The organism is Leucobacter sp. Ag1 (assembly GCF_000980875.1).
Taxonomy (GTDB): domain Bacteria; phylum Actinomycetota; class Actinomycetes; order Actinomycetales; family Microbacteriaceae; genus Leucobacter; species Leucobacter iarius.
Genome location: NZ_LAYO01000097.1, coordinates 18,391 through 30,243 on the forward strand (window position 1 = coordinate 18,391; position 11,853 = coordinate 30,243).

At 72.1% G+C, this 11,853-nt stretch carries 10 protein-coding genes; 8 read left to right on the top strand and 2 right to left on the bottom strand.

The window, feature by feature from the left end; genetic code table 11:
• Position 1 precedes the first annotated feature (1 nt).
• The 6 genes from XM48_RS09230 to XM48_RS09255 all read left to right on the top strand — a co-directional run bounded on the left by XM48_RS09230 (position 2) and on the right by XM48_RS09255 (position 5,826).
• Entirely contained in the window at positions 2-595 is a 594-nt protein-coding gene (locus tag XM48_RS09230) for a nucleotide exchange factor GrpE (protein WP_046455523.1), read from the top strand.
• Positions 595-1,557: a DnaJ C-terminal domain-containing protein gene (locus XM48_RS09235; protein ID WP_046455524.1), complete on the top strand. Its 963-nt coding sequence runs from the start codon at positions 595-597 to the stop codon at positions 1,555-1,557. Before XM48_RS09230 ends, XM48_RS09235 begins: the two co-directional genes overlap by 1 nt.
• 117 nt (positions 1,558-1,674) lie before the next feature.
• Entirely contained in the window at positions 1,675-2,085 is a 411-nt protein-coding gene (locus tag XM48_RS09240) for a heat shock protein transcriptional repressor HspR (RefSeq protein ID WP_046455559.1), read from the top strand.
• Positions 2,078-3,295 carry a methyltransferase gene (locus tag XM48_RS09245; RefSeq protein ID WP_046455525.1) on the top strand — a complete coding sequence of 406 codons (1,218 nt, stop codon included), beginning with the start codon at positions 2,078-2,080 and terminating at the stop codon, positions 3,293-3,295. Before XM48_RS09240 ends, XM48_RS09245 begins: the two co-directional genes overlap by 8 nt.
• Before the next feature lie 201 nt (positions 3,296-3,496).
• The gene (locus XM48_RS09250) at positions 3,497-4,684 is read left to right on the top strand and encodes a glycosyltransferase (protein ID WP_046455560.1); all 1,188 of its coding nucleotides are present in this window, start codon (positions 3,497-3,499) and stop codon (positions 4,682-4,684) included.
• Positions 4,681-5,826: a glycosyltransferase family 1 protein gene (locus tag XM48_RS09255; RefSeq protein ID WP_046455526.1), complete on the top strand. Its 1,146-nt coding sequence runs from the start codon at positions 4,681-4,683 to the stop codon at positions 5,824-5,826. Before XM48_RS09250 ends, XM48_RS09255 begins: the two co-directional genes overlap by 4 nt.
• Before the next feature lie 7 nt (positions 5,827-5,833).
• On the opposite strand, the gene XM48_RS09260 is transcribed toward XM48_RS09255, so the two are convergent.
• Together XM48_RS09260 and XM48_RS09265 are read right to left on the bottom strand one after the other, a co-directional pair.
• A complete protein-coding gene (locus XM48_RS09260) occupies positions 5,834-6,850 on the bottom strand; it encodes a hypothetical protein (protein WP_046455561.1) in 1,017 nt (338 codons plus the stop codon).
• Positions 6,851-7,035: 185 nt separating this feature from the next.
• Positions 7,036-7,731: a YitT family protein gene (locus tag XM48_RS09265; protein WP_084821088.1), complete on the bottom strand. Its 696-nt coding sequence runs from the start codon at positions 7,729-7,731 to the stop codon at positions 7,036-7,038.
• A gap of 61 nt (positions 7,732-7,792) precedes the next feature.
• Here XM48_RS09265 and XM48_RS09270 point away from each other — a divergent pair, with 61 nt between their 5' ends.
• Positions 7,793-9,262, top strand: a complete 1,470-nt coding sequence (locus XM48_RS09270; RefSeq protein WP_046455527.1) for a PLP-dependent aminotransferase family protein — start codon at positions 7,793-7,795, stop codon at positions 9,260-9,262.
• A gap of 459 nt (positions 9,263-9,721) precedes the next feature.
• Positions 9,722-11,851, top strand: a complete 2,130-nt coding sequence (locus XM48_RS09275; protein WP_046455528.1) for a hypothetical protein — start codon at positions 9,722-9,724, stop codon at positions 11,849-11,851.
• The last annotated feature ends 2 nt before the right edge of the window (positions 11,852-11,853 follow it).

Below are 11,853 nucleotides of genomic sequence, written 5' to 3' on the forward strand. Positions count from 1 at the left end.
GATGACGAACGAGGAGCAGCGCACGCCCCAGGGTGAACAGCCCGGCGACGAGGTTCCCGTTGCGGGGCCGGAGGCGAACGCCTCCGGCCCCGCGCCGCAGGGCGAGGAGCTGACGGTCGACGACATCCTGTCGACCGAGCAGGACGCGTCGGCGGCCGGGGATCCCGATGCGGCGGCCGAGGCCGAGAGCCCGTACCTGGAGGACCTGCGTCGGATCACCGCGGAGTACGCGAACTACCGCAAGCGGACCGAGGCCAACGCGGTCATCGAGAAGCAGCGCGCCACGGCCTCGGCCGTGCTGCCCATGCTCTCGGTGCTCGACGACCTCGACCGCGCCGAGCAGCACGGGGATCTCGAAGAGGGATCCGCGTTCGCCACGATCGCGACCAAGATCCGATCCACCTTCGAGCGCCTCGGCCTCGAGAGCTTCGGCGAGAAGGGCGACCCCTTCGATCCGCAGCTGCACGAGGCCATCGCCCAGGTGCCGGTTCCCGGCACCGAGTCGGAGACGGTGCTCGACGTGATCGAGCGCGGCTACCGGATCGGCGATGTCGAGCTGCGGCCCGCCAAGGTGGCTGTGGCTGTGGGGGGCTGATGGCAAGTCAAGACTGGCTCGAGAAGGACTTCTACCAGATCCTCGGCGTCGCGAAGGACGTCAGCGAAGCGGATCTGAAGAAGGCGTATCGCAAGCTCGCCCGCAAGTACCACCCGGATTCGAACCCGGGCGATGCCGCGGCCGAGGCCCGATTCAAGGAGATCAGCGAGGCGTACTCGGTGCTCTCCGATTCGGAGCAGCGCGCCGAGTACGACCAGATCCGCGCCATGGGCACGGGGTCGGCCCGGTTCACCTCGGGCGGGCAGGGCTTCGAGGACATCTTCGGAGGCATGTTCGGCCAGCAGGGCGGGCACAGTGCGACCGGCGGCCGCAACTTCAGCTACCAACAGGGCGGCGGCCAGGGCTTCGACGACATCTTCAGCATGTTCGGCGGCGGTGCACCGCGCGGTCCCCAGCGGGGCCGCGACATCACCGCCTCGACCACGCTCGACTTCGAGACGGCGGTGCGCGGCAACACCGTGACGCTGCAGGCTCCGAGCGGGCAGGTCAAGGTCAAGATCCCGGCCGGCGTCTCCGACGGGCAGAAGATCAAGGTCCGCGGCAAGGGCGAGCCCAGTCCCGACGGCGGAACCGCCGGCGACATCATCCTGACCGTGCACGTGCGCTCGCACCCCGTGTTCGAGCGCGACGGCCAGAACCTGCGGCTCTCGCTGCCCGTCACCTTCACCGAGGCCGCGCTCGGCGCGACGGTGGAGGTCCCGACGCTCGGCGGTCCGACCGTCAAGCTGAAGGTGCAGCCGGGCACCCCGAGCGGGCGCGTGCTGCGGGTCAAGGGCCGCGGCGTGCAGTCCGCGAAGGGCACCGGCGACCTGCTCGCCGAGGTCCAGGTGGTCGTGCCGGCGCACCTCTCGGACGCGGCGAAGGAGGCTCTCGAGGCCTTCCGCGCCGTCGAGCCCGACGAGAACCCGCGAGCGGATCTGCTCGCGCGCGCCAAGGGATAACTCAACACCGGCGGGCCGTGCGGACCCGGTGCCCGGAACCTCGAGAGGATCCGGGCACCGGGTTCGCGGGACTCGCCGAATCAGACGAAGGGGATGAGCGCCATGACCGGGCCGCAGATGGATCGCACCACGCCCGTGTTCGCGATCGCCGTCGCGGCGGAGCTCGCCGAGATGCACCCGCAGACCCTGCGGCAGTACGACCGGATCGGTCTCGTCTCGCCGCAGCGCACCCGCGGCAACACCCGGCGCTACTCGCTGCGCGACGTCGAGCAGCTGCGCGAGGTCGGCCGGCTCTCGGCCGAGGGACTGAGCCTCGAGGGGATCCGGCGCGTGCTGGAGCTCGAGGACCGCGTGCAGCACCTCGAGACCCGCGTGCGCGAGCTCGAACGGGCGCTCTCCGACGAACTGCTCAACCGACCGGGCCGGCGCGTGTTCGCGGCCGGCTCCGAGGGCGAGGTCTTCACCCTGAGCCGCGGTACGCGGGTGCGCCGCAGCACCGAGATGGTCGTCTGGCACCCCGGTGACTGAGCCCGACACCGCCTTCGAAGCCTCGCTCGCCGCGTTCCTCGAAGGGCTCTCGCGGGAGCCCGACCTCGACGCGGCCGAGCTGCTGCCGTTCGACGCGACGGACCGCCTGCTGCTCGAAGCCGCGAGGGATCCCCGCTTCGCCGGCGCGATGCCCGGCGGCACCGTCGTGATCGGCGACCGGCACGGCGCGCTCGCGCTCGGCGCCGTGCAACTGCTCGGCGCGACCGGCGTGCGGGTCCACCAGGATCCGCTGCTCGGCGAACGCGCGCTGCACACCAACGCGGATCGGCTGGGCGTCGCGGACGCGCCGACCTCGCTCCCGCTCGGCCCCGAGCTGCTGCGCGGAGCGACGCTCGTGCTGCTCCAGCTGCCGCGCGGGCTCGACGCGCTCGACGAGATCGCGCAGGCGATCGCGCGCTGGGCGGACCCCGCGGTCGTGGTGCTGGCAGGCGGTCGTGTGAAGCACATGACCCTCGCCATGAACGAGGTGCTGCAGCGCAGCTTCGCCGAGGTCTCGGCGGGACTCGCGCGGCAGAAGTCCCGGATCCTCACCGCCTCCGCGGCGCACCCGGCCGAGGAGCTCGGCCACCCGCGCTTCCCCGTCTGGGGCGGGGATCCCGCGCTCGGCTTCCGTCTCGCCGCGTTCGGCGCGGCCTTCGGCGGAACCAAGCTCGACCGAGGCACGCGGCTGCTGCTCGACACGCTGCGCACCGCGCCCCCGCGCGGGGCGGGATCCGGCGCAGCCGGACGCTCCGGCCAGGATCCGGCGCGCGTGGTCGACCTCGGCTGCGGCACCGGCACGCTCGCGGTCAGCGCGGCGCTCGCCTGGCCCGACGCCGAGATCATCGCGACCGATCAGTCGGCCGCGGCGGTCGCGTCGACCGGGCTCACCGCCGAAGCGGCCGGGGTCGCGGATCGCGTCGAGACCGTGCGCGCCGATGGCTGCGAGGCCGTGCCCGACGGCTGGGCCGACCTGATCCTGCTCAACCCGCCGTTCCACTCCGGATCGACCGTGCACACCGCGGTCGCGCACCGCCTCATCCGCTCGTGCGCTCGCGCGCTCGCGCCCGGCGGCGAACTGCGGATCGTCTTCAACTCTCCCCTCGGCTACCGCCCGACCCTGGAGCGCGCCGTCGGCCCCGCCGAGCAGCTCGCCCGCGACCGCACCTTCACGGTGCTGTCGGCGCGGAAGCCGCGCGCCGGACGCTGAGCGGGCTGCGGGCCCGGGGCCGAAGGCTCGGAGGCACGGCTCGTTCCGGCACGCGTCCGGATCCGGGGATCTGCGGATCCCCGAATCCCGACGCGCCCCGGGCGATCTCCAGAGACGTCCGAATACACTGATACACGTTCCCGCGAGCCGAATCCCGTGTTCCGCGGCCCACCCGACGACTCGAAAGGCGCGAGCGCACCCGTGAGCCCCACCGATCGACCCGACCGTCTGCGCATCCTGATCGGATGCGACACGTTCGCCCCCGACGTGAACGGTGCCGCCCGTTTCGCCGAGCGCCTGGCCGCCGGCCTCGTCGAGCGCGGGCACGAGGTCCACATCGTGGCCCCCGGCACCCGCTACCGCCGCACCCGGCCCAAGGTCGAGATCATCGAGGGCCAGCCGATGACCGTGCACCGCTTGCCGTCGCTGCGCTGGCTGCCGCACGACTGGCTGCGCTTCGTCTGGCCGTGGCGCTCGAAGCACTACGCGCGCCAGGTGCTGTCGCGGGTGCGCCCCGATGTCGTGCACATCCAGTCGCACATCGTCATCGGCCGCGGGCTCGCCCGCATCGCCCGCCAGCGCCGCATCCCGATCGTGGCGACCAACCACGTCATGGCCGAGAACATCCTCGACTTCACCGTCATGCCGCCGTTCGTCGACAAGCTCGTGCTCAAGCTCGCCTGGGACGACGCCGAGCGTACCTTCAAGATGGCGCGCGCGGTCACGACGCCCACGCGTCGCGCGGCCGAGTTCCTCGAGCGCACCATCGACCTCTCGGGCGTGATCCCCGTAAGCTGCGGCATCGACCGCCGCAACTACCGGCCCGATGCGACCCCCCGCACCGAGCACCGCATCCTGTCGGTGGGGCGCCTCACCAGCGAGAAGCGGATTGATGTGACGCTGCGCGCCATCGCCGCGCTCGACCCGTCGATCCGGGTCCGCTTCGACATCGTCGGCGGCGGCGACCAGCGCAAGCATCTCGAACAACTCGTGCAGAAGCTCGGCCTGCAGGATCGCGTGCACTTCCTCGGCAAGATCGATGAGGATCAGCTCGTCGACGCGTACAGCCGGGCGTCCGTGTTCGTCATCTCGTCGATCGCCGAGCTGCAGTCGATCGCGACCATGGAGGCCATGGCCTCCGGCCTGCCCGTCATCGCGGCGGACGCGGTCGCGCTGCCGCACCTCGTGCATCACGGCGAGAACGGCTACCTGTTCGAGCCCGACAACCACGCCGAGCTCGCGGCCCGCCTCACCGAGGTGCTCACCGCGGAACCAGAGGAGTGGCTGCGCATGCAGCGGGCCTCGCTCGACGGGGTGCTCGTGCACGACATCACGCGCACGCTCGACACCTTCGAGGCGCTGTACCGCGGAGAGCCGATCCCCGAGTGAGACCCGTCCGCCTCTTCTTCGACGCCCGGTACATCCGCACCGACTTCCACGACGGGATCAGCCGGTTCTCGGCGGAGCTCGCGCGCGCCGTCGCCGAGCTCGCCGCGACCGGTGGATCGACGGGCGAGCGCGACGTCCAGGTCATCTTCCTGATCCACGACGACGCGCAGATCCCGCTGCTGCCCGAGGGCGCCCGCACGCTGAAGATCCACGCGCCGACGTCGGCGAAGGAACCGTTCACGGCGCTGATCCTCAACCGGCACCGCCCCGACGCGGTGTTCTCGCCGATGCAGACCATCGGCTCGCTCGGGCGCCGGTTCAAGCTGATCCTCACGCTCCACGACACCATCTATTACCGCCACCGCACACCCCCGCGCGACCTGCCGGCGCCCGTGCGATTCGGCTGGCGACTGTTCCACCTGAGCTACGTGCCGCAGCGCTTCGTGCTGAACCGCGCCGACGTCGTGGCGACGGTGAGCGAGACGAGCAAGCGGCAGTTCGCCGACGTGCGCCTGACCCGGCGCCCCGTGATCGTGCTCGGCAACGCGCCGCAGCGGCTCGAAGAGCTCCTGCCCGAGCTGCCCGCCGGCGCGAACCCGGGCCTCGAACGCGGCGCCGAGGTGCCCAAGCGGATCGTCTACATGGGCTCGTTCATGCCCTACAAGAACGTCGAGACGCTGGTGCGCGGCATGGCCGGGCTCCCCGGTCGCACGCTGCACCTGCTCAGCCGGATCAGCCCGCAGCGCCGGGCCGAGCTCGAAGCGATCGCGCCGAACGGCGCCGACATCGTGTTCCACGGAGGCGTCTCCGACACCGAGTACGCCGCGCTGCTCGACGACCGCGCGATCCTCGCGACGCTCAGCCTCGACGAGGGCTACGGCCTGCCCATCGCCGAGGCGCTCGCCTTCGGCGTGCCCGCCGTGGTGAGCGATCTCGAGATCTTCCGAGAGGTCGCGGGCGACGGCGCGCTGTTCGTCCCGGCGAAGGATCCCGAGGCGTTCGCGGCCGCGGTGCGCGAGCTCGACGACGACGCGGTGCGCGAGCGGATCATCGCCGCGGGCGTCGCCCACTCGGGCGAGTACTCGTGGGAGCGCACGGCGGGCACGCTGCTCGCCGAGGTGCGCCGCCTCGCCGGAGACTGAGGGGTCCTCAGGAGCCCGCGCCGCCCGCACCTGCGCGGCGCAGGTCGCCGATCGCGTCGAGCACCCGCTCGCGCAGCGCGTTGCCGCGCTCGGCGAAGCTGGCCTGCAGGCGCGCGTACTCGCGCTTGCCGTCCGGCGTCTCGATGGCGACGGGTTCGAGCGGCCGCCCGTCGGCGCCCGCCCAGCCGGTCACGTCGTAGGGCGAGGCCCGCATGTCGAGCTCGCGGATGTCGCGCGCCAGCACGAAGCAGTCGAGCAGCAGCTCGCCGGGCACGGCCGGCCCGAGCTTCGAGGCCCACTTGTAGACGTCCATGCCGGCGTGCAGGCAGCCCGGCTGCTCCATGTCGGGCTGCGTCGCCCGCGTCGGCCGCAGCTCGTTGCGCGGCACAGCCTCTGGGGTGAAGAACCGGAACGCGTCGAAGTGGCTGCACCGGATCGGATTCGCCTCGACGACCGCGTCGGTACCCGCGTGGCCGAGCCGCAGCGGCAGCGAGGAGTGGCGCAGCTCGTCGGGCGTCTGCCGGTAAACCATCGCCCACTCGTGCAGCCCGAAGCAGCCGAGCGTGGCCGGCCGTTCGAGCGTCGAGCGGAGCAGCCGGTCGACGAAGTCGACGGTGGATCCGCGCCGCTCGAGGAACGCCGCCGCATCGAACACCAGATCGTCGGGACGATGGGAGGCGACGGCGCGGTACTCGCGCCAGCCGGCGCGCTCCGGCAGCGCGCCGTCGGATTCAGGGATGCCGGCTCCGACGAGCACGACGCCCGCGCCCGGATGCCAACGGCGCAACTGGCCGGGCGTCACCGAGTAGTAGGTGAAGAGGAAATCCTCGATCGGGTGCTTCTCGTGGCGCAGCGTGCGATCCCGACGTCCTGCGGTCAGTGCGTCCGCGCGCTCCCGGTGCGCGGCCTCGCGGGGCGCCCACTCGCGGGGTTCGAGCTCGTGCTCGGTCGCCGGGGCGTGCTCGTTCGCGGGTGCGGGCGCGAGCGAGGGATCGGTCGGCGCGAGGTCGGCGGAGGCGGGAATCACCCGCCCAGCTTAGGCGCGCCCACCGGGTCGGGCACTCGGGTCGTGCTCAAGCCCCACCTTCGCCCCACTTCCCCACCTCTCCACCTCTCGGCGCCCGGAGATTCCGTCGAGTGGCGGCAAAACACTCAAATGGGTGGCCGTAGGAACGGTTTGCCGCCGCTCGACGAGATTCAGGGCGGGGGTCACGCCTGCGCGGGTGCGGGCTCGTCCACTCGCCCGCCAGCGCCACCCCCGGCCCCGGCCTCGGCCCCAGCGCCAGCCCCGGCCCCAGCCTGAGTCCCACCCCGACCCCGCTCGCCGGCCTCGGGCACGCGGAGCCGCGGGATGGTGATGCCGCACAACGGCCCGATCAGGATCGCGAACGCGAGCGTCCCGAATCCGACGTCGCCGCCGAGCAGCCAGCCCACCGCCAGCACGGTCACTTCGACGATGGTGCGCGCGATCCAGATCGGCAGCCCGGTGCGGGCGTTGATCCCCGTCATGAGGCCGTCGCGGGGGCCCGCGCCGAAACGGCTGCCGATGTAGAGGCCGCTCGCGACGGCGAGCAGCAGCAGGCCCGCGGTGAACATGAGGATCCGCTGCCAGAGCTCGGGCGGGGTGCCGACGAGCGCGAGGCCGGCCTGGATGCTGGTGCCGACGAGGAGGATGTTGAACACGGTGCCCATGCCGGGCTTCTGCCGGAGCGGGATCCAGAGCAGCAGCACGGCGAGGCCGATGAGGTTGGTGAGCCAGCCGATCTCGATGCCGGTGAGGTGCGAGAGCCCCTGCGCGAACACGGTCCACGGGTCGACGCCGACGGCTGCGCGGATCATCAGCGCGTCGGCGAATCCGTAGAGGAAGAGGCCGATGAAGAGCTGGAGCAGGCGTCGAGTGAGCATGCAGATATCCAAACAGCGGATTGGCCTGTTTGCCAGAGGCCAATTCGCATAGTCTGGACCGATGGTGCTGCGGAACGAATCTGGCCAGGGGTCGATCGGGGCGACCGCGCTCGTCGCGTTGCTGGGCGACTGGCGGGGTGCGGATCCGGGCGGCCTCGCGCGCTCGCTCGCCGAGCGGATCCGGCTGCTCGCGCTCGACGGGCGGATCCCGGCGGGCACCCGTCTGCCCTCGGAGCGGGAGCTCTGCGACCGCCTCGACCTGAGCCGTACGACGGTGGCCGCGGCGTACGCGCGGCTCCGCGACCTCGGCTTCGCACGGAGCCTGCGCGGATCGGGCACGCAGGTCCGGCTGCCGGTGCCGCGGTTGCCCGAGTCGGCTCCGAGCGGGCACGAGATCGATCTCTCCCGGGCCACGCTGCCGGCGCTGCCATGGCTGGCCGAGGCAGCTCGGGAGGCCGCGGAGGATCTTCCGTCCTGGCTGCACACCGACGGCTACGACCCGATCGGGCTGCCGGAGGTGCGCGCGGCGCTCGCCCACCGCTACGAGGAGCGCGGGCTGCCGACCGAGCCGGAGCAGATCCTCGTGACGCTCGGTGCGCAGCACGCGATCGCGCTCGTGGCGCGCACGCTGCTGGGGCGTGGCGACCGCGCGGTGATCGAGTCGCCGAGCTACCCGCACGCGTTCGAGGCGCTGCGGCTCGCCGGAGCCCGACTGGTGCCCGTGCCCGTTTCCGAGACTGCCGGAGCCACAGCCGGAGCCGCCGCCGAGATCGCCGAGGTCGAGGCCTTCGAGCAGGCGTTCCGCCGCGCGAGCCCCGCGGCCGCGTTCCTCATGCCCGACTTCCAGAATCCCACGGGCCGGTCGCTCTCGCCGGAGGCCCGCGATCGGATCCTCGCCGCCGCGCGCCGCGAGGGGACCGTCGTGGTCGCCGACGAGACCACGGCGGAGCTCGACATCGACCGGGGCTTCGCCGCCCCGCCGCTCGCCGCTCAGGGCGACGCGGTGCTGATCGGCAGCGCGGGCAAGACGCTCTGGGGCGGCCTGCGCATCGGGTGGATCCGCGCCGACCGAGAGCTCATCGCGCGGCTGGCGCAGGCGCGCGTGGTGGGCGATCTGGGGACGCCGATCCTGGAGCAGCTGCTGCTCGCGCGGTTGCTGCCGCGCACCGCGGACGCGCTGGAGCTGCGTCGCGAACAGCTGCGTGCGGGGCGCGAGCTGCTGACGAGCCTGCTGGCCGAGCGGCTGCCGGGGTGGCGGGTTCCGCCGACGCCCGGAGGGATCGCCACCTGGGTGGATCTCGGCGCTCCGCTGAGCTCGCGGCTGGCTCTCGCCGCGCGGTCGCGCGGGCTCGTGGTCCCGGCCGGACCCCGGTTCGGGATCGACGGCGCATACGAGGGACGGCTGCGTCTGCCGCTCTGCGGCGATCCCGACGAGTTGCGCGCCGCGGTCGGGATCCTGGCCGATTCCTGGGCGGATCTGCCGGGCGCCGAGCTGCTCGGATCGCCGGGCGCGAGGGGCGGGATCATCTGATCCTCTGAGGAGTTCGCGCGCGTTCAGGGAGCATCCAGGGCATGTCGGGGCGGCTCACGGGAAGTTCAGGGCGAATGCTCGGCTGCAAATGAAGGATCATCAAACGGTTGGCACGGGGCGCGGATCCCGGCTAGGGTCGATAGTTGAATCCTTCACTATGTCTGTGAAGGTTCAAGCGGATGACGTATCGGCGGCGCGATTCCCAAGGAATCTGCACCTTCGAGCTGAGTGAGGGGACTCGCGTCACCGGGCCACGATCGGGCCGACGATCCAGGGGGGAACGTCGGTCGCTGCGGTGAGTTGTGCACAGCACCGCAGCTTTGCCGTGCGCTCGCCGCTCGCAGTGCATCGACGGTGGGGGACACTGTGTCGAATTGGACGAGCACGCCTCGTCGCGCCCGGAAACACGGCGCGAAGCGGACTGCAGGGACGCACGAAGCCGCGCGCGGGTGGACCCGCATGCGCGCATGGATCGCCGGGGGAGTCTCGGCCGCACTGATCGCCGGTGTGCTGGTCGCCGCCGGCGTCGGCGCGCAGAACGCCGAGGCCGCGTCGCCGGCACCCGGTTTCACCGTCGCTCCGCAGAAGGATCTGGTCGCGGGCGAGGACCTGAGCCTCGAACTGACGTTCACGAGCGCCGGCGCCGCTGCCGGTGACCAGTACAACGTCAGCGCCGGGCTCGTGATCCCGGCGGGCGTCACGTACGTCGGCGCCTCGGCGGGCATGACCGCGCCGAAGATCTACGCCGCTGGCAAGGAGTTCACCACCGCGCAGGACTGCGCGGCGATCGGACTCGAAGCGGGCAGCGCCGGCAAGTGCCGCGTGCCCGCGGGCAAGCAGTACCTGGTGTTCGAGAACATCACCGACCTCCCCGTCGGTGCGAAGCAGCAGGCGACCGTGACGCTCCGCCCCAACGCGCAGACGTTCCCCGTCGGCACCACCGCACTCGACATCGTCGGCTCCGCCTACACGAGCAACGACCCGAGCCGCCTGCCGCAGTTCCCCGGCTCGACGGCCAAGGGATCCGGCACCACCTCCGCCCCCGGCATCTCGAAGACGAACGTGCCCGTCAAGGCGTTCCGCGTCGCGAAGAGCGAGCCCAGCCCCGAGGGCGAGCTGCTGCGCGGGATCCACGACCACACCACGACCTACACCTTGCGCATCTCGCACACCGCCGAGGGCGACCTGTCGAACACGCAGGTGACCGACTTCCTGCCCGCGGGCCTCGAGTTCCTCGGCACGGGCGGCATCGACCACACCACGAACGCGAACGGCGCCCAGGGCGCCGTCGAGTATCCCGGCGCAGCCCGGCTCACCGCGACCCCGGCCCCCGCGGGCGGCACGGGCGCGGCGGGGGCCGCTTCGTCGGTCGAGACCATCAAGGCCGACCAGGCGCTCGCCGACCAGTACGGCCTCGAGGTCGGCAAGGTCTACACCAAGGTGACCTGGAACCTGGGCACGCTGCTCGGCCTCGGCGACCCGCGCGACACGACCGCGGGCGTCAAGCAGAACTACGCGTCGGCACCCGGTACCTCCGGCGTCTTCGAGATCCGCTACCGCGCGGGGATCCCGCTGTTCGAGAACACCCTCGACTTCGGCGCCACCACCCCGTCGGCGACGAGCGGCGATCAGGCCGCGAACCTCGACAACAACCGCGGCGCGTCGACGCGCCACGGCATCTCGGGCGATCCCTACTCGGCTCAGACCCAGCGCAACGTCGCCGCGGTCTCGGGCAGCTACGCGGGCAAGAAGACCGAGAGCAGCGCCGCGCACTCCGTCGACGCGGTCGACGTGCGCCTGCTGAAGAGCGTCAGCACCAAGCCGAACCCCGATCCCGCGAACGCCTCCGACTGGTCGCGCAACGCGTCCTTCACGCAGGGGCAGATCGCGAGCTACCGGCTGAACATCGCGACGAGCGAGTACGTCGGAGCGACGCAGGGCGGCGCCCCCGACCGCCTCGTCGACGACATGGCCGACGGCGTCTGCCCGGCGTTCCCCGCGGGCACCGCGATCACGGGCGGCGGATCCACGCCGAAGCTCACCCAGGGCGGCATCGACAATCCCGGTGCGCCCATGAGCGCGAGCGACTGGAACGCCATGCTCGCGGATCGCGGCGTCTCGTCCGACTGCTCCTGGCCGTCGACGCACACCCCTGCGTCCGACCTGAAGCTCGCCGGTGCGACCCTCACCTCGCTCTCGTACAACCCGAGCAACGGGCACTTCTCGATCGAGCTGGCCCTCGCGCCGGCCGATGCGCTGGCCGCGCCGAACCGCGAGCACAACGTGGTCTACACGGTGATGCAGAGCGCGAGCTACACCGAGGACGACGGCCAGTCGGGTGCGACGAGCTCCGGCGACCGCGTGACCAACAACGCGAAGGTCACCCTGACCACCGACGCGCGCCCCGAGCTCGACGGCATCGTGTCGAAGGAGGGCGCGAAGGCCGACGGCCGCGAGCACGCCGCCGACGACTCCTCGGCGACCCTGGAGGCCGCGCTGAGCGGCATGCAGAAGCGGGTGCTGCCGCGCGACGCCGCGGGTCAGACGACCGCCGCGAACGTCGCGAGCGCCACCGGCTGGGTCGACTAGGC

Bases quoted from the DNA above. Each gene is read 5' to 3' on its own strand.
- XM48_RS09230 (WP_046455523.1), top strand. From the start codon at position 2: ATGACGAACGAGGAGCAGCGCACGCCCCAGGGTGAACAGCCCGGCGAC.
- XM48_RS09235 (WP_046455524.1), top strand. From the start codon at position 595: ATGGCAAGTCAAGACTGGCTCGAGAAGGACTTCTACCAGATCCTCGGC.
- XM48_RS09240 (WP_046455559.1), top strand. From the start codon at position 1,675: ATGGATCGCACCACGCCCGTGTTCGCGATCGCCGTCGCGGCGGAGCTC.
- XM48_RS09265 (WP_084821088.1), bottom strand. From the start codon at position 7,731: ATGCTCACTCGACGCCTGCTCCAGCTCTTCATCGGCCTCTTCCTCTAC.
- XM48_RS09270 (WP_046455527.1), top strand. From the start codon at position 7,793: ATGGTGCTGCGGAACGAATCTGGCCAGGGGTCGATCGGGGCGACCGCG.
- XM48_RS09275 (WP_046455528.1), top strand. From the start codon at position 9,722: ATGCGCGCATGGATCGCCGGGGGAGTCTCGGCCGCACTGATCGCCGGT.